This is a genomic window from Bradyrhizobium sp. 215_C5_N1_1 (assembly GCF_052075935.1).
Classification (GTDB): Bacteria; Pseudomonadota; Alphaproteobacteria; order Rhizobiales; family Xanthobacteraceae; genus Bradyrhizobium; species Bradyrhizobium barranii.
Window position 1 is genome coordinate 864,381 of sequence record NZ_CP197228.1, and the last position, 22,744, is coordinate 887,124.

Sequence of the window (22,744 nt, forward strand, 5' to 3'; positions counted from 1 at the left end):
TTCCCCGCGAAAGCGGGGAATCCAGTACGCCGCGGCTTCTCGGTTCAATCACAACCGCCTCGGAATACTGGATCGCCCGCTTTCGCGGGCGATGACAGCGAGTTTGGGATTGCTACATCCGCAACAACGCCTGCCGGTCAATCTTCCCAGTCCCCGTCTTCGGCAGCTCGTCGATGAAGATCACCTCGCGCGGATACTTGTAGGGAAGCAGCTTGCCCTTGACGTAATCCTGCAGCCGCCGCGTCGCCTCATTCTGATCGGTCGCGCGGTTGTTCATCACCACGACCGCCTTCAGCGTCATGCGCCGGTCCGGCAGCTCGGCGGCGAACACGGCGCATTCGCGGATGTCGGGGTGGTCGGCGAGGCACAGCTCGACTTCGAGCGGGTAGACCCACTGGCCTGAGATCTTGATGAGGTCGTCGGCACGGCCGCGGAAGAAGTGGAAGCCGTCGGCATCGCGCACGAAACGGTCGCCGGTGTAGATCCAGCCGCCCTCGCGGATGGTCTCGGCGGATTTGTCCGGCCGGTTCCAGTACAGCGGCGTGTTGGAACCGCCGCGCACCCACAAGATGCCTTCCTCGTCGTCGGCGACGTCGCGGCCGTCCTTGTCGCGCAGTGCGACCTCGTAGCCTGGCACGCGCAGGCCGGCGGCGCCGAGCTTCTTCTGTTCGGGGCGGTTGGAGAGGTAGATGTGCAGCACCTCGGTCGAGCCGAGGCCTTCGACGATTTCGAGGCCGGTGAGCGTCTTCCAGCCGTTGAAGACGTCCGCAGACAGGACCTCGGCCGCCGAAAGCGACATGCGCAGCGACGAGAAGTTGGTCTTGTCTGCCCCCTCCGCCTTGGTCAGTGAGGTGTACAGCGTCGGCAGGCCGAAGAAGACCGTCGGCTTGTATTGCTCGATCGCGGCAAAGATCGATGCAGGCTTCGGCTGGCCCGGCAGCAGCAGCGTCGCGGCACCCGCGGAGAACGGGAAGGTGACGGAGTTGCCGAAACCGTAGGCGAAGAAGATCTTCGGCACCGAGAAGCAGATGTCGCCGGGCGTCAGCTTCAGCACGTTCTGCGCAAAGGCGGCATCGCTGTAGGCCATGTCGTGCTGGAGATGCACGATGCCCTTGGGCCGGCCGGTCGAGCCGGAGGAGTACATCCAGAACGCCATCTCGTCGCGATGGGTGTCCGCTTCCGCGAGCTCGGCCGGGAACTGCGCGAGCCAGCCTGGCGCCGCGATCGCAGCAGGCGCGGCGTGGGCGCGCGCTTCGCCGTTGACGACGATCAGCGTGCGCAGGCAGGTCGCCGCGCAGGCCTCCGCATCGAAGCGCGTCGCGAATTCGGCATCCGCCACCGCGACCGCGGCGCCGGAATCGGCGAGATAGAATTGCAGCAGGTCCGGCGGCGTCAGCGTGTTGATCAGGAGCGGCACGAAGCCGGCGCGCACCGCGCCGAAGAATGCGGCCGGATAGGCCGGGGTATCGTCGAGGAACAGCAGCACGCGGTCGCCGCGCTTCAGGCCAAGCGACGCGAAACCGTTGCCCCAGCGGCAAGTTTCCGCGCAAAGCTCGGAATAGCTGCGGGTCCCCGCGGGTCCGATCAGCGCAGGCTTGTCGCCGCGGCCCTTGGCGAGCTGGTCGAACAGCACGCGGCTGGCATTGTAGGTTTGCGGAATGGCAAAGCCGATTTCACGGGCGCCCGGGCCGTCAGCGGGCACCTGGTCGCGGATCTCGCTGCTCATGCGGCATCTCCGCCGTTCTTCTCGGCCTCGTAGCGCGTCATGAAGGCGGGCGACATCGCGCGCAGCCGGGGGTCGTCGATACGGCCGGAGCGGGTGATGTAGCTGTAGGCGAAGTCCATCAGGCCGAGCTGCATGTGCTGGGCGAAGTGCTCGTACCAGAAGGCCGAGGTGCGCGCGGCATTGACGAGCTTCTGCACCACCGGTTTTCGCGCGGCCTGATAACGGTGCAGCGCGGTCGACAGATGCGCATCCGACTCCAGCGCCTTGACCAGCGCAATGGCGTCCTCGATCGCGAGCCGCGTCCCCGAGCCGATGGAGAAATGCGCCGAGTGCAGGGCGTCGCCGAGCAGCACCATGTTCTTGAACGACCAGTGCTCGTTCCAGACCCAGGGAAAGTTGCGCCAGACCGACTTGTTGGAGACCAGGCAGTGGCCGCCCAGCGTGTCGGCAAAGACCTCCTCGCAGACGCCCTTGCACTGCTCGGCATCCTTGTAGGCGAAGCCATAGGCCTGCCATGTCGCGTGGTCGCATTCGACCAGGAAGGTGCTCATGGTCGGGGAGTAGCGATAGTGATGGGCATTGAAGGCGCCGCGGTCCGTCTTCACGAAGGTCTGCGACAGCGTGTCGAAGCGTTTCGAGGTCCCGTACCAGACGAACTTGTTGGAGGAGTAGGACAGCGACGTGCCGAAATCGCCCTCATAGGCGCGCCGCACCAGCGAATTCAGCCCGTCGGCCGCGACGATCAGGTCGTGGCCGTTGAGCTGGTCGATGGCGTGGATCTGCGTGTCGAAGCGCGGCGTGACGCCGGCGTCGAGCGCGCGCTGCTGGAGGAACTGCAGGAGCTCCAGCCTGCCGATCGAGGAGAAGCCGACGCCGTCGATGGCGACGCTGTCGCCGTGAAGGTTCAGCGTGATGTTCTCCCAGCTCTCCATATGCGGCGCGATCGCATCGACCGTTTCGGGGTCGTCGGCGCGCAGGAATTCCAGGGCCTGATCGGAGAACACGACGCCAAAGCCCCAGGTCGCGTCGGCCGGGTTCTGTTCGAACAGGTCGACTTGATCCTCGGGATGACGCTTCTTCCAGAGATAGGCGAAATAGAGCCCACCGGGCCCCCCGCCAATCACGGCGATCCGCAACGTCTGCCTCCCTAATTGACAGTATACTTACTATCTAGGGGTAGACTAATGTGCTCCGGCTTTCCACGCCAGCGGAATTATCGAAGGCGAGGCGCGCCGAAGCTTACTCCCGGACACGCGTCTGGCGCGTGTCCGAAGCAGTGACGTTGCGAACCATAACCAAACCGCGCGGGCTTGGCCATCCGGGGTCAGACGCAGCGCTTCACGTAGACGCCGTTCACCAGCACCCTGGTACAGCGGACCGCGGGAACCGGCTTGCGCACCACGACGGCCGCATTCGGCCCGGCACAGCCGGCGCGGTAGACGCCCCGGGCGCACACCACCGCGTTGGCATCGGTAGACTCAAAGGTCATGCTCGCGCCGAAGGCGAGGAGCGCGGCAGCAATAAGCAGAAATGAACGCATGTCTTTCTCCCGGTCTTGTCGTGATCGAAATCGGTTACTTGCAAAGGGTTTGTCGCGGCCGGCGCGCGAAAATTCATTCGCGCGCGCCCGATCGTGGTCGCGCGCTTGGCGCGCAATCCCGCGCCGCTTATCGCGCCGCGAATGGCGCCAGCACTTCCTTGCAGGCGGGCGACAGTGATGCGGCATTGCTGGAGATGCATTGCACGATGCGGCCCCCGCCCGGCGCGACGCCGGCGCAGAGCGTGCGGATGTCGGCACCGCAGGCCGAGCGCACGATGAACAGTTCTTCGCGCGGCCGTAGCGGGCGCAGAACGATCACGGCCGGCGCCGCCGCCGGTGCTGCTGCCGCAGGAGCTGCGCCCGCAGGTGCTGCTGTCGCAGCAGCGCTGCCGCCACCGGTTGCGGCGCTCACCGCCTTCTCACAGGCCGGCGAAACCTTGGCCTTGTTCTTCTCGAGGCATTCGAGGGCGGGGGCGCCGCCCGGCGGCACGCTGGCGCACACCTTGGGATAATCGGCGCGGCACGCGCTCTTGACCGCGGCAATCTGCGTGCTGCTCGGCTGCTTTGACGCTGCCGCTTTCGGAGCGGCTGCGGCGGCGGGCTTCGCCCCGGCGGCGGGGGCCGCTTCGGTCTTTGCCGGTTCAGATTTGGCGGGCGCAGCTTCAGTCTTCGGCGCCGCAGCGGGCTCGACCGCGCGAACCGCGGTCTGGCATCCCGATGACAGGCTGGACATGTTCTTCTGGAGACATTGATACGCCTCCGCGCCACCGGGCGTGACGCTCGCGCAGTGTGCCATGAAGTCCGAGCGGCATGCGGAACGGATGGCGCTCTTCTGAGCCTCGGTCGGCGCTTGCGCGAATGCGCCTGTTGCAGTTGCGAAGAGCGTTGCCGCCAGCAGCGCGCGACGCGTTGACGCGTGTTTCAACGTGTTGAACATTTGGGTAAATTCCCTGCCCTGTCGGTCACGCCGACGATTTTTAAATGTAATGCAAGCAATCATTGCGGGTGATGCCGCGTGCAGCATCATTGGCTGCCTCGGCCTCTACCGCAAGTAGATTATACGGGCGCAATTGCGACGTAACCAGAGCATGATCCGGAAAAGTGTGCCGCGGCTTTCCCTCGCGACAAACGCGGAACGCGTTGGCGCGGAGATCATGCTCAAACAATACGGCGTCAGAGCTTGACCATGCGCTTGCCGCGGTTCTCTCCCGCCAGCAATCCGATCAGCGCCTTCGGCGTATTCTCCAATCCGTCGATGATGTCCTCCTGCACCTTCAGCTTGCCGGATGCGACCCAGCCCTGGAGGTCGGCGAGCGCGCGCTGGCTCTCCTTCATGTAGTCCATCACGATGAAGCCCTGCATGACGAGCCGCTTCACCACGATCAGGCCGGGCACGCCGCGCGGGCCGTGCGCGGCAGGTGCGCCGTCATATTGCGAGATCGCGCCGCAGCAGGCGATGCGGCCGTAATTGTTCATCTGCGGCAGGCAGGCTTCCAGAATGTCGCCGCCGACATTGTCGAAATAGACGTCGATGCCTTTTGGCGCCGCCGCGCGCAGGGCCTTGAACACCGCGCCGTCCTTGTAGTCGACGGCGGCATCGAAGCCGAGCTCGGAGGTCAGCCAGTTGCACTTGTCTGCGCCGCCGGCGATGCCGACCACGCGACATCCCCTGATCTTGGCGATCTGCCCGACGATCGAGCCGACGGAGCCGGCCGCCGCGGACACCACGACGGTCTCGCCCTCTTTGGGCTTGCCGATCTCCAGCAGGCCGAAATAGGCGGTGAGGCCGGCGATGCCGAACACGCTGAGCAGATGCGTCATCGGTTCGAGCTTCGGCATTTTCGTGAGATGCTTTGCCGGCACCGCGGCAAACTCCTGCCAGCCGGTGTCGCCGAACACGATGTCGCCGGCAGCCAGCCCCGGCGCCTTCGAGCTGACGACCTCAGCGATGCCGCCGCCGGCCATCACGCTGTTGGCCTCGACCGCGGAACGATAGGTCGCGCCATGCATCCAGGCGCGGTTGGCGGCGTCGAGCGAGATGTAACGCACCTGCAGCAAGGCCTCGCCGTCCTTCGGCTCCGGCATCGCACCCTCGACCATCTTGAAGTGCTCGGCACCGAGCTTGCCGCTGGGCTTTTCGACCAGAAGAATCTGGCGATTGATGCTGCTGCTCATGGCGTTTCCTCTTCGTTTGCTTGACGATTATGGATGCAGCCGCCGCAAAGAAAACGTGCAAGCCGCATTCGTTGTGCGCTGCATGAAGGCTAGATCGCGCCGACCCGTTTCGCAACGGGAACATCAGGCCATCGCGCGAGCACGCCAAGCGTGTTGCGTCGTCGTCATATCTGCGACATCATGAAGCGCCGGTGTAGGTGGGGGTAAGCGATGTCGAACAAGTTTACGCAATACATTCTGGCCGCGATGGTGCTGGGCATCGTCATGGGGGCGGCGATCTTCAACTTCCTGCCTGACACCAGAGCCGAATGGGCTTCCTCCATCAACCTGATCGCCATGATGTTCCTGCGCCTGATCAAGATGATCATCGCGCCGCTGGTGTTTGCGACGCTGGTCGGTGGCATCGCGCATATGGGCAGCGGCTCGCGGCTCGGGCGCATCTTCGCCAAGACCATGGGCTGGTTCGTCAGCGCGTCCTTCGTGTCGCTGCTGCTCGGCCTCGTCATGGTCAATCTGCTCCAGCCCGGCGCGAACTTCCCCGGCACGCTGCCGCAGGCGGGGCAATCGACCGGCTTGCCGGTCTCGGCCTTCTCGATCGAAAAATTCCTGACCCATCTGATCCCGACCTCGATCGCCGACGCCATGGCGCAGAACGAGATCCTGCAGATCGTGATCTTCGCCGTGTTCTTCTCGGTGGCGATGGGCTCGATGCCCGAACGGTCGAAGCCGATCCTGGCAATGATCGACGACGTCGCTCACATCATGCTCAAGGTGACGAGCTATGTGATGCTGTTCGCCCCGCTCGCGGTATGGGCCGCCATCACGGCCACTGTCGCCAAGAACGGCCTCGGCGTGCTGTGGAAGCTCATCGTCTTCATGGGTGGCTTCTATCTCGCGCTTGGGATCCTGTGGGTCATCCTGATGATCGTCGGCTTTGTGGTGATCGGGCCGCGATACAGCCATCTGCTGAAGCTGATCCGCGAACCCCTGATGATCGCGTTCTCCACCGCGAGCTCGGAAGCGGCCTATCCGAAGACGCTGGAGGGGCTGACCAAGTTCGGCGCGTCGTCGCGGATCTCGAGCTTCGTGCTGCCGCTCGGTTACTCCTTCAATCTCGACGGCACGATGATGTACTGCACCTTCGCGAGCATCTTCATCGCGCAGACCTACCACATCGAGATGTCGCTCGCGACGCAGCTGGCGATGCTCGCGACGTTGATGATCACCTCCAAGGGCGTTGCCGGCGTACCGCGCGCATCCCTCGTGGTGATCGCCTCGACGCTGTCGCAGTTCGGCATCCCCGAGGCAGGCCTGCTGATGATCATGGGCATTGACACGTTCCTCGACATGGGACGCAGCGCCACCAATGTCATCGGCAATTCGCTCGCGACCGCCGTGGTCGCGAAGTGGGAAGGTGAGCTCGGGCCCGAGCACGAGCTCGGACCCGGCGAAGCGACGACGCCGGACATGGTTCCGGGCGAACTGCCCGCGATGGCCGGCCATTGACGGGAGTGCATCATGCGCCTTTCAACGGCGATATCGGGTGGCCTGTTGCTGGCGGCGTGCCTGCTGGCAACCGGCGCCTCCGCCCAGACCGGCGGCAGCGAAGGGCTTAGCCCGACGCTGTCGGCCATCAAGAACAGGCACACCGTGCGGCTCGGCTATCGCGAGAGCTCGCCGCCGTTCTCCTTCCTCGACCAGTCAGGCCGCCCGATCGGCTACAGCCTCGAACTCTGCGAGGCCATCGTCGAGGAGATCGGCGTCGAGGTCGACGATCCCGATCTGAAGATCGACTACGTCAAGGTCACCTCGGACGACCGCATCGACGCCGTGCTCCAGAACAAGATCGACCTGGAATGCGGTTCGACCACGGCCAATGCCGAGCGGGGCAAGCGCGTCGCGTTCTCGCCTTTGATGTTCGTCGCCGGCACCAAGCTGATGGTGCCGAAGGCATCAAAGGTCCAGTCGTTGACCGACCTGAAGGGCAAGACCGTGGTGGTGACGAAGGGCACCACCAACGAGCAGGCGATCCAGGCGGCCGACAAGAAGTCCTCGCTCGGCCTCAACATCGTCACCTCGCCGGATCACGAGCAGTCCTACCAGATGCTCGTCGACGGCAAGGCCGACGCGTTTGCAACCGACGACATCCTGCTCTCCGGCCTGATCGCTCGCCATAAGGCGCAGGACAAGTTCCGCGTCACCGGCGATTACCTGTCCTATGACCCCTACGGCATCATGTTCAGGAAGGGTGAGCCTCAGCTGACGGCGGTGGTCGACCGCACCTTCCGCAAGCTCGGCTCCAATCGCGATCTCGTTCCTCTCTACAACAAATGGTTCACCGCGCGGCTGCCCACCGGCGAACGCCTGAACGTGCCGATCTCCCTGCAGCTGGAGGAAGCCTTCAAGGCGATGGACGATTCCGCGAGCGCGAATAATTGAGCGCTTACTTCCTTCTCCCCTTGTGGGAGAAGGTGGCGCGAAGCGCCGGATGAGGGGGCTCTATCCGCACGTTAAATCTACGTTGAGGAGAGAGACCCCTCACCCGTCTCGCCGCTACGCGGCGAGCCACCCTCTCCCACAAGGGGAGAGGGGACGCAGCGCACTTTGTCGCAAGAGTTCGATCAACGTTATGCCCCAAACACCCGATCCAGCGCCGCATCGTACGTCGCCTGCACCAGCTCCGGATGCAGCTTCGCCAGCGCTTCCATCATCACGCCGGAATTGATTTCCAGCACCCGCCACTCGCCATCGACACGGACCACGTCAATCGATGCGAAGGCGATGTCGATGGCGCTCGCGGCATCGGTCGCGAGCTTCACGCAGGCCGTTCGAACCTTGTCGTCCTCCAGCAGCACCGGCTTTGCGCCGGCATCGAGGTTGTGTCGCCAATCCGACCCACGCTGCTTGCTGTAGACGACGAGTGGCACATCATCGAGCAGGATCACGCGCACCTCTTGCTCGATCGCGACATAGGGCGAGATCACGAGTCCGGCGCTCATCGAAAAGACCTCGGCGGCCGCGTGGTCGAGTTCCGCCTCTGTCGTCACCTTGAACACCGCGCGCCCCGATGTTCCCTCGTTCGGCTTCACCACCACGCCTTGCGGATGGTCGTGAAGCAGCTCGAGCATTGCGTCTCGCCAATTGGGACCAACAACGTTCTTGCCCAGCTTTGGGTTGAGGAAGAGGCGATGGGGAACGCATCGTACGCCCTCAAGCGCCAGCACCTCGGCAGTGGCCGATTTGTCGTTGGCGAGACGGTGCGCGATGGCGCTGTTGAGACCGATGTCGTAGCCGAACGCGAAGTGGCGCTTCGCGCGGCTGCGCATCGCGAGCAGCCAGCCGCCGGCGCGGACATCGAGCGCGATGCCATGGGTCGCGCAATAGCGCCTGATCGCCTGGACGAAGATCCGCTCGCCGCTTGCCATGTGTTCAGTCGTTCCTGTCGCCAAAAGCCGCAAAAATGCGGGAAACGGCGCCAAACCGGGGTGAAAGTCAGAGCTATTCTTAATGAAATTCTCGCGAGCGCGACGGAAATTAAGTGCTGCAATCAGGCCCTGAAGGGAAAAGAAATTGCCCGCCGCGCATGCCCGGCAGCAGATTCATTAATGATGTGGCCATTTCCGCCGCAAATGCCGGTTTGAGCGGCATCAATTGCATCCGGAACGAGGTTGATTATTGGCCTCAATGGCGTAGATCACACACGCGAAATCCTCCGCCATGGCAATGGTGTCCGCCCCGCTTTCAGGGGCCGGGCAATGCTTTTGCCCTAAAACCGCAATTATTCGGAATATCGAAAATCATGAGCGCGTTTTACCGAGAGAAGGTTCTTTCCGTCCAGCACTGGACCGACACGCTGTTCAGCTTCCGCGCCACGCGCGACACCGGCTTTCGCTTCCAGAACGGCCAGTTCGCCATGATCGGCCTCGAGGTCGATGGCCGTCCGCTGCTGCGCGCCTACAGCATGGCGAGCGCCAACCACGAGGAAGAGCTCGAGTTCTTCTCGATCAAGGTTCAGGACGGTCCGCTGACCTCGCGCCTGCAGAAGATCAAGGAAGGCGACACCATCCTGGTCGGCCGCAAGGCGACCGGCACGCTGATCACCGACAACCTCATTCCCGGCAAGCGGCTGATGCTGCTCTCGACCGGCACCGGTCTCGCGCCCTTCGCCAGCCTGATCAAGGACCCCGAGGTCTACGACCAGTTCGACAGCATCGTGCTGGTGCATGGCTGCCGCCAGGTCTCCGAGCTTGCCTATGGCGAGAAGCTGGTTGCTTCCTTGCGCGAGGACGAGCTGTTCGGGGAGCTGCTGGCGGACAAGCTGATCTACTATCCGACCGTGACCCGCGAGCCGTTCAAGAACCGCGGCCGCATCACCGACCTCATCAACTCCGAGCAGATCTTCAACGATATCGGACAGGGCCCGCTCGACATCGAAACCGACCGCATCATGATGTGCGGCAGCCCGGCGATGCTGGAAGAGCTGAAGGTGATGTTCGAAGGCCGCGATTTCATCGAGGGAAGCGGCAACAAGCCCGGCCATTTCGTGATCGAGAAGGCGTTCGTCGAGCGGTAAGCCGCTCGTTTTCTGAGCGACGCCTTTAGCCACAACATCGGTGTCGTCCCGGGGCGCGCGACTTGTCCGCCGTAGCTCGAAGAGCGAAGGCGTAAGCGCGAGCCCGGGACCCATAACCACAGGACGTGGTTTGGCGACGGCTAGTGGCTATCAGCTCGCTCCATAACCTCTCCCTGTGGTTATGGGTCCCCGCGTGCGCGGGGACGACAGTTGAGAGTTTGGCTGGCATCTCGCCTCACACTCGCTAGGCCATCCACGTCCCTCACCCTCCTCCCCCGACTTTGTTATTGGCGCGTCTCGCGCGCCCCTTGTTATAAGCTCGCGCCAAAATCTCGCCGCGATGTTGCAATGCGAGAGCTGGGGAGCTGCGCAAATCTTGTCTGTGATCGACCATGGTTCGCCGAAACCGACCGCCTTCGTGCTGGCGGGCGGCGGCAGCTTCGGGGCGATCCAGGTCGGGATGATGCATTCGCTGGCGAGCCACGGGGTCGTCGCCGATCTCGTGGTCGGCTCCAGTGTCGGCGCGATCAACGGCGCCTATTATGCCGGCGATCCCTCGCTCAAGGGCGTGCTGGGGCTGGAAGCGGTCTGGCGCGGCCTGAAGCGTCATGATGTCTTCCCGGTCACCTGGAAGAGCCTCGCCGGATTCATGTGGCGGCGCGATTTCCTGATTCCCCATGACGGCATCCGCAAGCTGGTCGAGGACCACATCCCCTATCGCAACCTCGAGGATGCCGCGCTTCCGGTGCACATCGTCACCACCGATTTCGTCTCCGGAGAGAGCGTGGTGTTGTCGGAGGGGGCGACGGTGGACGCGATCCTGGCGTCCACTGCGATCCCCGGCGCGTTCTCGCCGGTCTACTACCGCAATCGGTTCCTCGCCGACGGTGCGATCTCCTCAAACACCCCGGTCCGGGTCGCGATCAAGAAAGGCGCAAAACGGCTGGTCGTGCTGCCGACCGGGCACGCCTGCGCGGTGAAGGATCCGCCGGTGGGCGCGGTTGCCAATGCCCTGCATGCGCTGACGCTGCTGATCGCCCGGCAATTGGTGGCGGAGCTCGAGGGGGTGGCGTCCGACATCGAATATGTCGTGGTGCCGCCGCTCTGTCCGCTGGTGGGATCGCCCTACGATTTTTCGCGGACCGACGACCATATCGAGCGTGCGGTCGCGAGCACCGATGCCTGGCTGGCGCGAGGCGGCCTCGAGCAGCACGGCGTCATTCCGCACGAGGCGCAGCCTCATGGTCACTGATTTGTCATTTCATTTGAATCTATTGCACTGCGAAGCCCGCCGCGGGATGGATTGATTTGCGGCATCCGGATTCGGTAGCCTCAAGGCGGGGTCCGCGTCATAACCATGGACGTGGCGCGGGCGTATCATGCCCTGTCAGACTGACGAGAGGGATGTGGTCGTGGCCAACGATAACAAGACGCAAGCTTCGCCCGAAGGGCTGATGGAAACCCTGCTGCTGCCGTTCTCGCCGCGTTTCATCGTGCTGACCATCTGCGCGGTCGTCACCGCGCTGTTGATTGGCATCGGCCTCGCCGATGGCAAGATCTTCGACATCCTGCTGATCCCGATCGCGATCTTCGGCGCTCTCACGCTGCTCGGCGTCCGCGATCTCATGCAGAAGAGTCACGCGGTGCTGCGCAACTATCCGATCTCGGCGCATATCCGTTTTCTGCTCGAAGAGATACGCCCCGAGATGCGGCAGTATTTCTTCGAGAGCGAGAAGGACGGCATGCCGTTCTCGCGCGATACCCGCTCGCTGGTCTATCAGCGCGCCAAGATGGAGCTCGACAAGCGCCCGTTCGGCACCCAGGAGGACGTCTACCGCGAGGGCTACGAGTGGATGCATCACTCGGTCTCGCCGAAGACGCACGCCGAGGAGAAGTTTCGCGTCACCATTGGCGGCCCCGATTGCGCAAAGCCATATTCGGCATCGGTGTTCAACATCTCCGCGATGAGCTTCGGCGCGCTCAGCCCGAACGCCGTGCGCGCGCTCAATGCCGGCGCCAGGAAGGGCGGCTTCGCGCATGACACCGGCGAGGGCGGCTTCAGCCCCTACCATCGCGAGATGGGCGGCGACATCATCTGGGAGATCGGCTCCGGCTATTTCGGTTGCCGTCATCTCGACGGCACGTTCGATCCCGAGGCGTTCGCGCGCGTCGCGAGCCAGGACCAGATCAAGATGGTCGAGCTCAAGATCAGCCAGGGCGCCAAGCCCGGCCATGGCGGCGTGCTGCCGGCTGCGAAGGTGTCGGAGGAGATCTCAAAAATCCGCGGCGTCACGATGGGCGAGGACTGCATCTCGCCGGCCTCGCACCGCGCCTTCTCCACGCCGGTTGGCATGATGCAGTTCATCGCCGAGATGCGACGCTTGTCCGGCGGCAAGCCGGCCGGCTTCAAGCTGTGCATCGGCCACCCCTGGGAATTCCTCGCGATCTGCAAGGCGATGCTGGAGACCGGCATCTATCCTGATTTCATCGTCGTCGACGGCAATGAAGGTGGCACCGGCGCCGCGCCGCTGGAGTTCATGGACCATCTGGGCATGCCGATGCGCGAGGGCGTCAATTTCGTCCACAACGCGCTGGTCGGCATCAATGCGCGCGACCGCATCAGGATCGGCGCGTCCGGCAAGATCGCGACCGCCTTCGACATGGCGCGGGCGATGGCGATTGGCGCCGACTATTGCAACTCGGCGCGCGGCTTCATGTTCTCGCTCGGCTGCATCCAGTCGCTGAGCTGCCACACCGACCGCTGCCCGACCGGGGTTGCGACCCAGGACCCGACGCGTGCGCGTGCGCTCTACGTGCCGCTCAAGATCGACCGCGTGCATAATTATCACCACGCCACGCTGCACTCGCTCACCGAGCTGATCGCCGCGGCCGGTCTCGAACATCCGCAGCAGCTGCGCCCGATCCACTTCAGCCAGCGGACATCGACCACCCAGGTGCGATCCTTTGCGCAGCTCTATCCGTCGCTGCGTCCGGGCGAGCTGCTCGAAGGCACCGAAGATCCGCGCTTCCGTGAAGCCTGGCAGATGGCGCGGGCGGAGACGTTCCAGCCGGCGCCGTAGGGGCCACCGCATGATCCGCCGGATCCTGCGGCGGTGAAAATTCATCGGGGATTGTGGTTGTGTTTTAACGTCTGTGTCAGCTTGGGGTGTAAATTGGCCCCATGGACGAGCGACGCGACAAAACCAGGCACCGCGTGCTGAAAGCCGGAACCATCGAGTTCGGCGGCGGCGCGATCGACTGCACCATCCGCAATTTCTCCGATACGGGTGCCGCGCTCGATGTCACCAGTCCGGTCGGTATCCCGGAGCGCTTCACCCTGGTCATCCAGGCCGACGGAACGCATCTCGCCTGCACGGTCGTCTGGCGCAAGGAGAAGCGGATCGGCGTGCGGTTCGGGTGAGCGGTCTGCGTTTGATCGGCGCGCGCTTAGGGCGCGCTTGTCCGGGACGACGGGTGGAGGGTTGGGTGCGCAATCACCCCGTCTCGACCTCACTCAACCGGCCCGCCAGAATCTTGTCGATCCTGCGTCCGTCGAGATCGACCACCTCGATATGCCAGCCGGCGAAGTCGAAGGCATCGCCGACATTGGGCAGCACGTTGAACTGTTGCAGCACCAGGCCCGCCACCGTGTTGTAGCGGTGCGGCGGCAGCTCGACGCCGAGCAACTCGCCGAACTCGTCGACCGGCATCCAGCCGGAGACCAGCAGCGAGCCGTCATCGCGCCTGACATAGGCCGGCTCCGGCGGTCCCTCCTCGGAATGGAAGGCGCCGACGATCGATTCCAGAATGTCAGCCGTCGTCACGATGCCCTCGAAGGCGCCGTATTCGTCGTAGACCAGGCCGACATGAACCGGAGCGGCTTTCAGGATCGCCAGCACGTCGCGGGCGTCGGCTGATGCCGGAATGCCGGGCGCCTCGCGCACCAGCGCTCGCAGATCCGGCGTGCGCTCGTTCATGTAGGCGACCAGCAGGTCTTTGGCCTGGAGCACGCCGATCGGCTTGTCGCGATCGCCGTCCGAGACGGGAAAGCGCGAATGCGGGCTCTTCGCGATGATCGCTTGAATGGCCTCCGGCGCATCGTTCAGATCGATCTCGTTGACCTCCGTGCGCGGCGTCATGATCGCGCCGACCGGCCGGTCGCCGAGCCGCATGACGCCCGCGATCATCTCTTTTTCGCCCGACTCCAGCACGCCCGCGTTCTCGGCTTCGCTGACGAGGTGATGGATCTCGTCCTCCGAGACCTTCTCCTCGGCCTTGCCGCCGCGGCCGAGCAGCGTGAGGATCAGCTTGCCGGAGAGATCGAGCAGGAAGACGAGCGGCAGCGAGATCCGCGCCAGAACGTGCATCGCGGGCGCGACCTTGACCGCGATGCTCTCGGGGTCGCGCAGCGCCACCTGCTTCGGCACCAGCTCGCCGACGATCAGGGTGGTGTAGGTGATGAGCGTGACGACGATGCCGACGCCGACGATGTCGGCAATCCCTGAGGACAGGCCGAGCTCGACCAGCCATTGCGTCAGCCGCTGTCCGAGCGTCGCGCCGGAGAACGCGCCCGAGAGCACGCCGACCAGCGTGATGCCGATCTGCACCGTCGAGAGGAACTTTCCGGGATCGGCCGCCAGCGTCAGCGCCCGCTCGGCGCCGCGCACCCCCTTGGCCGCGAGCAGCGACAGCCGGGCCGGGCGGGACGAGACCACCGCCAGCTCGGACATGGATAACAGGCCGTTAATGACGATCAGGACGACGACGATGATGATTTCGACGGACAACATTGTGCGCAAAGAGAAGGGATACTTGACCCGGCGAACGCCGGACCAAGCCCCTTATATATGAACTCGATGCACAATTTGTCCGGTTCCCGACCAAATTGCCGCAGGCGGGATCAAGCGCTCTCGCCCGGGTTTTCGAGGCTGAACGTCTCCGACTGCTCGTCATATGCGAACAGCTCGCCATAACGTCCCCAGGACACCACGGTCCTGAGCGTCTCGTCCGCATAGTCCTCGGACATGTAGTCCTCGAGCTCGTTGCGGAACCGTGCCGCGGGGGCGGTATGGGAGGGACGTTCGTCGAGCACGCGGCGAATCAATCCCATCACCGGCACGTAAGTGACGAGATGTTCGGCGAACAGCTTCTTGCGTGCGTCGGTTTCGAGATGGGCAAAACGCTTGCCCGTGTCGGTGAGCATCAGGTCGCCTTCGCTCAGCTGGGCGAAGCGCAGCAGTTGCAGGGACTCACCGAGGTGGAGGATCTCGTCGGCCTCGAGCTGGAGCTGGCTTGCGAGCACGGGCAGGTCGGCGTGTCCGTGATAGGGCGGCCCCGCCAGCGTCTCGATCAGGCCCGACAGCACGTTGGACGATACGTGGTGCAGGGTCATGCCGACACCGGAGCCCAGGATGCCTTCGACGGGGGGCGCCTTCGGTTCGGCGCGTTGGGTCATGCGCGCGTAGATGTTGTCGACGAGCTGCCGGAAATGGGGGTCGAGCCGGTTGCGCGGATGCGGCATGTCGACCTTGATCTCGGCGGCGACACGCCCTGGATTGGATGAGAACACCAGGATGCGATCGCACATCAGGACCGCCTCCTCGATATTGTGCGTCACCATCAGGATCGATTTGATCGGCAACCGGCCCTCGATCCAGAGGTCGATCAGGTCCGTGCGCAGCGTCTCGGCCGTGAGGACGTCGAGTGCCGAGAACGGCTCGTCCATCAGCAGGAGGTCGGGATGCACCACCAGCGCGCGGGCGAAGCCGACGCGCTGGCGCATGCCTCCCGACAGTTCCTTCGGGAAGGCGGACTCAAACCCGTCAAGGCCGATCAGGTCGATCGCAGCAAGAGCGCGCTTGTGGCGCTCGGTGGCATCGACGCCCAGCGCTTCGAGCCCGAGCTCGACGTTCTGGAGCACGGTCAACCAGGGAAACAACGCGAATGACTGGAACACCATGGCGACGCCGTTCGGCGGCCCGACGATGATCTCGCCGCGACAGGTCGCCTGTCCCGCAGACGGGCTGACCAGACCGGCGATGATCCGCAGCAAGGTGGACTTGCCGGAGCCGGAGCGGCCGAGCAGGCCGACGATCTCGCCCGAGCGGATCGTCAGGTCGACCTTGTCCAGCACCAGGAGCTGTTCGCCGCTGCCTTTCGGGAAGGATCGGCAGACACCGCGGATGTCGATGAGCGCAGAGGGTTGATCGAGCATGATGGTCTCCTCGTCAGCCGAGCCGCAGGCGACGCTCGCCGAAGGCATAGAGCGGCCGCCAGACCAGACGATTGAACAACGTCACCAGAATGCACATCGTGGCAATTCCGAGCACGACGCGCGGGAAGTCACCGGCTTCCGTGGCGGAAGCAATATAGGCACCGAGCCCGGTGGCCTTCAGATGCGTGTCGCCCCAGCTTGCGACCTCCGCGACGATCGACGCATTCCAGGAGCCGCCGGACGCGGTGATCGCGCCGGTGATGTAATAAGGAAAGACGCCGGGCAGTATCACCTTGAACCACCATCGCCATCCCCCGAGATGGAAGCTGCCGGCGGCTTCGCGCAGATCGGTCGGAAAGGCGCTCGCGCCCGCGATCACGTTGAACAGGATGTACCACTGCGTGCCCAGGATCATCAGCGGGCTCAGCCAGATGTCTGGATTGAGCTTGAAGCTGACAATGGCGACGACAAAGACGGGGAAGGCGAGATTGGCCGGGAAGGCCGCCAGAAACTGGGCCAGCGGCTGGATTCGTTCGGCGAGCTTCGGGCGAAGCCCGATCCACACGCCAACCGGCACCCAGATCAGTGTGGCGAGGGTGATCAGGATGGCGACGCGCAACAACGTGATGAGCCCGTCCCTGATGACGACGAGAACGTCGGACATTCCGAGACTGGCCGAGAGATAGCGATAGGTCAGCCAGGCGGCATATGCCGTGCCGGCGAGGATCAATGCGATCCAGACCGTATCGACGAGGCGTGACGTCTGGTCTTTACCTGGTGCCGCGGGCGGCAGCTTTGGCAGCGGAATGCGCAAGTTCGAGATCGCGCGGTTCAGCGCCGCGAAAGGAAGGGTCAGCGCACGCAGCGCCCGAGTCCGGCGGAACAGGTCGAGCATCCAGGAGGCCGGCGCCTCGCCTGAGGCGGTCTGCTCGAAGCGGAATTTGTCGGCCCAGGCGACGATGGGGCGGAACAGCAGCTGATCATAGGCGATGATCACGAGCAGCATCGCCAGCATGGCGTAGAGGATCGCCGGCAAATCCTGCTGCTGAATTGCCATCGCGACATAGGAGCCGATGCCCGGCAGCGTCACCGTGGTGTTGCCGACCGTGATCGCCTCCGAGGCCACCACGAAGAACCAGCCGCCCGACATCGACATCATCGCGTTCCAGATCAGGCCGGGCATCGCGAAGGGGACGTCGAGGCGCCAGAAGCGCTGCCAGCCGGACAAATGGAAGCTTTGCGTGGCCTCTTCCAGATCCTTCGGAACGTTGCGGATCGACTGGTACAGGCTGAACGTCATGTTCCAGGCCTGGCTGGTGAAGATCGCGAACACCGAGGCGAGCTCGGCGCCGAGCACCTGCCCCGGAAACAAATTCATGAAGAACACGACGGTGAAGGTGAGGAAGCCCAGGATCGGGACGGATTGCAAAATATCCAGCAGCGGGATCATCACCAATTCGGTTCGCCGGCTCTTGGCTGCGATCGCCGCGTAGATGAAGGTGAAGACCGTCGAACAGACGATGGCGAGCAGCATCCGCAAGACGGTGCGCAAGGCATAAAGCGGAAGGTTTGCCGGATCGAGCGTGACCGGTGCGCGCTCGAGCTCGGACAGCGGCGCCGTGGTCTGCTCGCCGCCATAGACGATCAGGACCATGGCGCCGATCACGAGGATCAGCGCCGCGACATCCCAGACATTGGGGAGTAGCGCCCGGCCGATCGCGGCCGTGCGGATATCTCTCGGCTTCATAGGCCCGCCCTTGGGCTGGAATTTTGGGCTAGAACTCTGCGTGCAGGCGGCCCGAGAAGATCGAGACCGGCCCGCGGTCGGCGTTATAGGCCGGGTTTGTGATCAATTGATAGTCCGCGGTCAGCGTGACGTTCTTGTTCACCGAATAGGCATAGTAGGCCTCAAGGATGCGCTCCTTGCGGTAGTTGAGAGCGCCGTCGCCGATGAGAACACCGAGGCCGCCGGCGGCCAGGAAGTCGCGATAATCCTGCGAGATGGCATTGACCGCGCCGCCGATGCCGACGACGTCGTCAGGCCGGCCCCATTTCGTGCCCTTGATCGACAGTCCGCCGGCCAGGCTGCTGTTGATGTCGGTGAAGGCGAGTGTTTCGGTCTTGCCGTCGTTCCAGCTCCAGCGGCCGAACAGCCCGATATCTTCTGTGATCGCCTGCTCGAGGTTGACGACGTAGCCGACCTTGAGGCGGCCGCGGCGGGTCTGCGCGATGTCGAGATTGAGCGCAGGATTGTCCAGCGTCTCGCGGAAGCTGCCCATGTTGGCGCTGTCGACCCAGCCCATGGTCCTGAGCTTGCCAGGTTGGCCGAGCAGCGAGAACCGCGTCTCCAGCTCGATCGCGTACTGACCGCGTTCCCCGACCCTGGTGTCGAAATGATTCGAATTGGACTCCGCGACCATCAGGAAATAGCCGCCGCGCAGCGCCCATTGCTTCTGGTTGAGCTCGGCGGTGACGCCATAGGTGAGACCGACCTTGTCGGCGGAATAGTCGAAGGCGCCCGGCGCCCACAGCGACCAGTTCATGAAATCCTTGCGGGTGTCCTTGGCAAAGGCATTGCCGTCGAACACGTCGATCACCGCGAACTTGCCGGCCTGCACCGTGAGCCTGGACACGTCGACCTTTTGCCCAAGCTGCAACTGGCCGCTCGCGAGCTCTTCCTGCTCGCCGCCAAAGCCGAACGTCTGGCGCACGAACAGCCGCGAGGTGTTGTAATGCGGATAGGGGAAGTTCGATTTCTGCGCTTCGCCGTTGGGAAAGCCTGCCGCGCCCACCGTGTCGTTCAGTCCAAATCCCTGGAGCAGTTCGGGATTGTAATAGACCTCGCCGCCGTCCCACAGCCGCGCGTTCAGGAACAGGCTGTTGCTCCAGGTCGCCTTGGCCTGGGTTGAAGGCGAGAGCGAGTTTGTTCCGCTGTAGAGAGCGGGGAACGACGGATAGCCTTGCGGCAGATAAGTGCTCTGACCGTGAATCTCCCAGCGATCCGATTCCGTGTCGATCAGGGAGCTCTTCGGATTGTAGCTCGGCATGCCCGGCCAATCGACCTTGCGGTTGAGCCCGAGCCTGATCGACTGGAAGTCGAGCGACGAGGAGGTGTATTGGGCCCCCGTGGAGAAGGCGACGTTGGCGCCGTCGAAGCGGCTATAGAGATATTCGAGCCGTGCGCTCCAATGCGGCGCGAAGCCGTATTCGATGCCGGCACCCGCGATCCAGCCGGGCCGCGTGTTCAGGATTTTCGGGACGTCGCCCGCGGCCGGCGTGTCGAAATAGCGCTCGCCCATCCACGCAAAGCCGCCGGTGGCATAGACGAGCCATGGACCGCTGGTGTAGCCGACGCGGCCGCGCAGGCTGGCGGTGTAGTCCCACTGCTGGATGACCGTGTTGGCAGGTGTCGCGAGGAAGGAAACGATCGAGTTGGAGGTGATGTAATTGGGAAACGAAAAATCGCCTTCGACGCCGACGAGCCAGCCGGAGTTGAGCCGGTAGTTGTAGCCGGCCTGCACGCCGCCGATCATGCCGCTGAAGACGCCGCTGCCGTTGATCGCGGTGCCGTCGTTCAGCGCGAAGCTGGACGAGCCACGGCTGTAGCCGGCATGCGCGCCGATATAGAGGCCGGTCCAGTCATAGACCGCTTTCAGCGCCGGCGCCTTCAGCGGCAGATCGGCCGCGTGTACGGCGGCGGGAAAAGCCAGCACGCCCGAGGCAATCGCCGCGGCCGTTCGCAAATACCGGTGCCGGTGACCTCTCAACTTCAAAACGCACGCCCCCAAACGCGAATGTGTCCTATTCGCCGCGATATCCCTGCAGATTCGCGGCGACCCTGTCACGAAGTCTTGGTTGTTCACGCGATCGGACCAGACGATCCCGATTCGACGCGATTTCTTCCCAAGCCCCTGTGCTTGTTACAAACCTTATTGCGATTAATTCGCAATAGCAACTGGCACGGATTGCCGCAGGGGATGGTTCGCACTCTTGTGTGACGGAGCTGCAACAAATTCTCAGGTCCAAAATGAATGACCCGCCCGGGGGGACAGCCGGGCGGGTCGGGGGCACGACACGGGGTGGATGAGGCGCCCGTGTCGAACGCGGGATCCACGTGAGATCGGCCTCAGGTACTCAAATCAGTAGCAAGTACGAACGCGGCCGACGTACTGGCCGAAGGCGTTGTACTGGGCGACCCAGCCGCAGCGGTGATAGCCGTAGTAATAGGGGTCGTTGCTGGCGGCGATCGCGGAGCCGACGACGGCGGCGGTGGCGATGCCGGCACCCACACCCCAGACCCAGCCGGGCTGCTTGGCTTCGGCCGAAGAGGTGGTGGACACGATGCTGCCGGTGACGGCGAGGGCAGCGAGTGCGACGGCGGCAATCCTGGTCTTGATCGACATGTGAAACTCCATCCGGGTTGAGGCGGTCCGTTGTGGCCCGCGTGCCCAGTTGGACGGAGGCTTGCCGCGTCCGGTTCGAATCCAGCAAAAGTGAGCGTGCAGATCGGCTGTTTCCCGAATGATTCCAGTCGGATGCGAGCTAGCCGAGAGGCCCTTTGGCGAGCCTCTTCACGTCGAAGTTATCGACCTCGGCCAGCAGCTCGCAAAAGGCGCGCGCACCCTGATCGACGAGCTGCACACCCTTCTCGGGGACAGCCAGCGTCGCATTGCCGATCGCGCCGCTCGTGTGGAGATCCTGCGCCTGCCAGGCGAACGGTGCGGGCCGCTGCGTCGACAGCCAGCGATACTGCTTTTCCATGGCGATGCTGCTCGCGGGAAAATCCGCGATCGCATCCTTGCGCACCTGATCGGGATAGCGCGCCAGCATGATCGAGGTCTCGACCGCGCCGCCATGGATGCCGTGGCGCACTTCATCCGCCGGGAACAGTTTCTCCGCGCCCGACAGCCGCGACCACGACGTCGTCACCACAAAGAGCTTGCGATGCGCGCGAAGATCCTGCGCGACCAGCATCATTGCCGCGCTGTTGCCGCCATGGCTGGTGATGATGACGAGCTTCTTCAAGCCGCGCCGCGCGACGTCCTCGCCGATTGCGGTCCATCGCTTCAGCGCCACCTCGGTCGGCAGCGTCTGCGTGCCCGGAAAGTCGATATGCTCGGTGGAAATCCCGACCGGTTCAACGGGCAGGAACGTCGCCGGAACATTTGCGGGCAACAGCTCGCGCACGCGCGCGAGATACGCGTCCGCGATCAGCACGTCGGTCTCGAGCGGCAGATGCGGGCCGTGCTGCTCGGTCGCCGCCAGCGGCAGCACCGCGATCCGGCGCGACACGTCTGCAAGGCTCCCATCGGCCCAGTTGATGTCGATCCAGTCGCGGGACGGCGTCATCGTGGTTTCTTTGCCCGAATTTGTCGCGTATTTTGGGGTTATCAGGGGACGCGGGCCTGGCCGGCTCGCGTCCCCGAACTTCATGCGGTTCTATCGCGTTGCCTTCACATCGGCCAGCCACGATCGACGGAGTGCCATCATGACCCCCTCTCATCTGCGGCGAGCGTTAACGGCGGGCTTGATGGCCGCTTGCGTCTCTCTCGCGCCGGTGCGTGCAGAGACGCTGGACAAGGTCACCTTCGGCACCAACTGGGTCGCCGAGGCCGAGCATGGCGGTTTCTTCCAGGCGGTCGCCGACGGCACCTACAAGAAATACGGCCTCGACGTCACCATCGTTCCCGGCGGTCCGAACGAGAACAACCGGATGCTGCTGATCGCCGGCAAGATCGATTTCTTCATGGCCGCGAACACGCTGATGTCGTTCGACGCGGTGGCGAATAACGTCCCCGTCGTCACCATCGCAGCGGTCTTCCAGAAGGATCCGCAGGTGATGCTGACGCAGCCGGACGCCAAGGTCGCCAAGATCGAGGATCTCAAGCCGCTGACCTTGTTCGTCTCCAAGGAGGGCATGACCAGCTACTTCCAGTGGCTGAAGTCCGAATACGGCTTCAACGAGAAGAACGTTCGTCCCTACAATTTCAATCCGCAGCCCTTCATCGCCAACCCCAAGAGCGCGATGCAGGGCTACGTCACCTCCGAGCCCTTCGCGGTCGAGAAGGCCGCCGGCTTCAAGCCGAATGTGCTGCTGCTTGCCGATTACGGCTTCAACACCTATTCGACCCTGATCGAGACGCGCCGCGACATGGTCGAGAAAAAGCCGGACCTGGTGCAGCGCTTCGTCGATGCCTCCATGGTCGGCTGGTACAATTACATCTACCGCGACAATTCCGCGGGCAATGCCATGATCAGGAAGCTCAACCCGGAGATGACTGACGAGCTGCTCGCCTATTCCGTCGCCAAGATGAAGGAATACGGCATCGTCGATTCCGGCGAGTCCTTGAAGAACGGTATCGGCGCGATGAGCGACGATCGCTACACCTCCTTCTTCAACAAGATGGTGAAGGCCGGCGTCGTGAAGGCGGATCTCGACTTCCGCAAGTCCTATACGCTGCGCTTCGTCAACAAGGGCGTCGGCGTCGAGCTGCGCCCGAGCAAGCCGTAGCGCAA

The 22,744-nt window shown here is 63.8% G+C and carries 19 protein-coding genes; 7 read left to right on the forward strand and 12 right to left on the reverse strand.

All coding sequences use genetic code 11. From position 1 onward, the window contains the following. Window positions 1–112 precede the first annotated feature (112 nt). From AB7G19_RS04030 to AB7G19_RS04050, 5 genes are all read right to left on the reverse strand, one after another. Window positions 113–1,726 (reverse strand): benzoate-CoA ligase family protein, encoded by a 1,614-nt coding sequence (locus AB7G19_RS04030; protein ID WP_063980685.1) that lies wholly within the window; start codon window positions 1,724–1,726, stop codon window positions 113–115. After that, complete coding sequence (locus AB7G19_RS04035) at window positions 1,723–2,862, reverse strand: FAD-dependent monooxygenase (RefSeq protein ID WP_063980686.1); 1,140 nt, start codon at window positions 2,860–2,862, stop codon at window positions 1,723–1,725. The genes AB7G19_RS04030 and AB7G19_RS04035 overlap by 4 nt, the downstream gene beginning before the upstream one ends. Before the next feature lie 188 nt (window positions 2,863–3,050). Continuing rightward, a complete protein-coding gene (locus tag AB7G19_RS04040) occupies window positions 3,051–3,266 on the reverse strand; it encodes a hypothetical protein (RefSeq protein WP_028148322.1) in 216 nt (71 codons plus the stop codon). A gap of 127 nt (window positions 3,267–3,393) precedes the next feature. After that, window positions 3,394–4,203, reverse strand: a complete 810-nt coding sequence (locus AB7G19_RS04045; protein WP_063980687.1) for a cysteine rich repeat-containing protein — start codon at window positions 4,201–4,203, stop codon at window positions 3,394–3,396. Between the two features lie 236 nt (window positions 4,204–4,439). Then, window positions 4,440–5,441, reverse strand: coding sequence for an NADP-dependent oxidoreductase (locus tag AB7G19_RS04050; protein WP_063980688.1), 1,002 nt, complete (start codon window positions 5,439–5,441; stop codon window positions 4,440–4,442). A gap of 210 nt (window positions 5,442–5,651) precedes the next feature. On the opposite strand from AB7G19_RS04050, the gene AB7G19_RS04055 reads away from it, so the two are divergent. Both AB7G19_RS04055 and AB7G19_RS04060 read left to right on the forward strand, forming a co-directional pair. Next, the gene (locus AB7G19_RS04055; RefSeq protein WP_063980689.1) at window positions 5,652–6,947 is read left to right on the forward strand and encodes a dicarboxylate/amino acid:cation symporter; all 1,296 of its coding nucleotides are present in this window, start codon (window positions 5,652–5,654) and stop codon (window positions 6,945–6,947) included. 12 nt (window positions 6,948–6,959) lie between these two features. Next, a complete protein-coding gene (locus AB7G19_RS04060) occupies window positions 6,960–7,880 on the forward strand; it encodes an amino acid ABC transporter substrate-binding protein (RefSeq protein WP_063980690.1) in 921 nt (306 codons plus the stop codon). Window positions 7,881–8,068: 188 nt separating this feature from the next. On the opposite strand, the gene AB7G19_RS04065 is transcribed toward AB7G19_RS04060, so the two are convergent. Next, complete coding sequence (locus tag AB7G19_RS04065) at window positions 8,069–8,866, reverse strand: ATP-grasp domain-containing protein (protein WP_231143805.1); 798 nt, start codon at window positions 8,864–8,866, stop codon at window positions 8,069–8,071. A 374-nt stretch (window positions 8,867–9,240) separates the two neighbouring features. Between AB7G19_RS04065 and AB7G19_RS04070 the strand changes: the two genes are divergently transcribed. The 4 genes from AB7G19_RS04070 (at window position 9,241) to AB7G19_RS04085 (ending at window position 13,435) form a co-directional block, all read left to right on the forward strand. After that, the gene (locus AB7G19_RS04070) at window positions 9,241–10,014 is read left to right on the forward strand and encodes a ferredoxin--NADP reductase (RefSeq protein WP_014490313.1); all 774 of its coding nucleotides are present in this window, start codon (window positions 9,241–9,243) and stop codon (window positions 10,012–10,014) included. A 340-nt stretch (window positions 10,015–10,354) separates the two neighbouring features. Then, window positions 10,355–11,266 carry a patatin-like phospholipase family protein gene (locus AB7G19_RS04075; protein WP_187387907.1) on the forward strand — a complete coding sequence of 304 codons (912 nt, stop codon included), beginning with the start codon at window positions 10,355–10,357 and terminating at the stop codon, window positions 11,264–11,266. 202 nt (window positions 11,267–11,468) lie between these two features. Beyond that, the gene (locus tag AB7G19_RS04080) at window positions 11,469–13,094 is read left to right on the forward strand and encodes an FMN-binding glutamate synthase family protein (RefSeq protein ID WP_063986035.1); all 1,626 of its coding nucleotides are present in this window, start codon (window positions 11,469–11,471) and stop codon (window positions 13,092–13,094) included. Window positions 13,095–13,195: 101 nt separating this feature from the next. Continuing rightward, window positions 13,196–13,435, forward strand: coding sequence for a PilZ domain-containing protein (locus AB7G19_RS04085; RefSeq protein ID WP_063980692.1), 240 nt, complete (start codon window positions 13,196–13,198; stop codon window positions 13,433–13,435). A 73-nt stretch (window positions 13,436–13,508) separates the two neighbouring features. Here the strand turns inward: AB7G19_RS04085 and AB7G19_RS04090 are convergent, their stop codons facing one another. From AB7G19_RS04090 to AB7G19_RS04115, 6 genes are all read right to left on the reverse strand, one after another. Next, window positions 13,509–14,804 (reverse strand): hemolysin family protein, encoded by a 1,296-nt coding sequence (locus tag AB7G19_RS04090; RefSeq protein ID WP_063980693.1) that lies wholly within the window; start codon window positions 14,802–14,804, stop codon window positions 13,509–13,511. Window positions 14,805–14,914: 110 nt separating this feature from the next. Next, window positions 14,915–16,228, reverse strand: coding sequence for an ABC transporter ATP-binding protein (locus AB7G19_RS04095; RefSeq protein WP_063986036.1), 1,314 nt, complete (start codon window positions 16,226–16,228; stop codon window positions 14,915–14,917). A 13-nt stretch (window positions 16,229–16,241) separates the two neighbouring features. Beyond that, a complete protein-coding gene (locus AB7G19_RS04100) occupies window positions 16,242–17,975 on the reverse strand; it encodes an ABC transporter permease (protein ID WP_283017961.1) in 1,734 nt (577 codons plus the stop codon). A 28-nt stretch (window positions 17,976–18,003) separates the two neighbouring features. Beyond that, complete coding sequence (locus AB7G19_RS04105; RefSeq protein ID WP_063980695.1) at window positions 18,004–19,971, reverse strand: carbohydrate porin; 1,968 nt, start codon at window positions 19,969–19,971, stop codon at window positions 18,004–18,006. A 396-nt stretch (window positions 19,972–20,367) separates the two neighbouring features. Next, the gene (locus tag AB7G19_RS04110) at window positions 20,368–20,631 is read right to left on the reverse strand and encodes a hypothetical protein (protein ID WP_063980696.1); all 264 of its coding nucleotides are present in this window, start codon (window positions 20,629–20,631) and stop codon (window positions 20,368–20,370) included. Between the two features lie 139 nt (window positions 20,632–20,770). Next, window positions 20,771–21,577, reverse strand: a complete 807-nt coding sequence (locus tag AB7G19_RS04115; RefSeq protein WP_063980697.1) for a creatininase family protein — start codon at window positions 21,575–21,577, stop codon at window positions 20,771–20,773. A gap of 139 nt (window positions 21,578–21,716) precedes the next feature. On the opposite strand from AB7G19_RS04115, the gene AB7G19_RS04120 reads away from it, so the two are divergent. Further along, window positions 21,717–22,739: an ABC transporter substrate-binding protein gene (locus AB7G19_RS04120; protein WP_063986037.1), complete on the forward strand. Its 1,023-nt coding sequence runs from the start codon at window positions 21,717–21,719 to the stop codon at window positions 22,737–22,739. Window positions 22,740–22,744: the final 5 nt, after the last annotated feature.

Excerpts from the sequence above, each read along its gene's own strand:
- AB7G19_RS04030 (WP_063980685.1), bottom strand. The coding sequence starts at position 1,726 with ATGAGCAGCGAGATCCGCGACCAGGTGCCCGCTGACGGCCCGGGCGCC.
- AB7G19_RS04040 (WP_028148322.1), bottom strand. The coding sequence starts at position 3,266 with ATGCGTTCATTTCTGCTTATTGCTGCCGCGCTCCTCGCCTTCGGCGCG.
- AB7G19_RS04045 (WP_063980687.1), bottom strand. The coding sequence starts at position 4,203 with ATGTTCAACACGTTGAAACACGCGTCAACGCGTCGCGCGCTGCTGGCG.
- AB7G19_RS04050 (WP_063980688.1), bottom strand. The coding sequence starts at position 5,441 with ATGAGCAGCAGCATCAATCGCCAGATTCTTCTGGTCGAAAAGCCCAGC.
- AB7G19_RS04055 (WP_063980689.1), top strand. The coding sequence starts at position 5,652 with ATGTCGAACAAGTTTACGCAATACATTCTGGCCGCGATGGTGCTGGGC.
- AB7G19_RS04060 (WP_063980690.1), top strand. The coding sequence starts at position 6,960 with ATGCGCCTTTCAACGGCGATATCGGGTGGCCTGTTGCTGGCGGCGTGC.
- AB7G19_RS04065 (WP_231143805.1), bottom strand. The coding sequence starts at position 8,866 with ATGGCAAGCGGCGAGCGGATCTTCGTCCAGGCGATCAGGCGCTATTGC.
- AB7G19_RS04070 (WP_014490313.1), top strand. The coding sequence starts at position 9,241 with ATGAGCGCGTTTTACCGAGAGAAGGTTCTTTCCGTCCAGCACTGGACC.
- AB7G19_RS04075 (WP_187387907.1), top strand. The coding sequence starts at position 10,355 with ATGTTGCAATGCGAGAGCTGGGGAGCTGCGCAAATCTTGTCTGTGATC.
- AB7G19_RS04080 (WP_063986035.1), top strand. The coding sequence starts at position 11,469 with ATGGAAACCCTGCTGCTGCCGTTCTCGCCGCGTTTCATCGTGCTGACC.
- AB7G19_RS04085 (WP_063980692.1), top strand. The coding sequence starts at position 13,196 with ATGGACGAGCGACGCGACAAAACCAGGCACCGCGTGCTGAAAGCCGGA.
- AB7G19_RS04090 (WP_063980693.1), bottom strand. The coding sequence starts at position 14,804 with ATGTTGTCCGTCGAAATCATCATCGTCGTCGTCCTGATCGTCATTAAC.
- AB7G19_RS04095 (WP_063986036.1), bottom strand. The coding sequence starts at position 16,228 with ATGCTCGATCAACCCTCTGCGCTCATCGACATCCGCGGTGTCTGCCGA.
- AB7G19_RS04100 (WP_283017961.1), bottom strand. The coding sequence starts at position 17,975 with ATGAAGCCGAGAGATATCCGCACGGCCGCGATCGGCCGGGCGCTACTC.
- AB7G19_RS04110 (WP_063980696.1), bottom strand. The coding sequence starts at position 20,631 with ATGTCGATCAAGACCAGGATTGCCGCCGTCGCACTCGCTGCCCTCGCC.
- AB7G19_RS04115 (WP_063980697.1), bottom strand. The coding sequence starts at position 21,577 with ATGACGCCGTCCCGCGACTGGATCGACATCAACTGGGCCGATGGGAGC.
- AB7G19_RS04120 (WP_063986037.1), top strand. The coding sequence starts at position 21,717 with ATGACCCCCTCTCATCTGCGGCGAGCGTTAACGGCGGGCTTGATGGCC.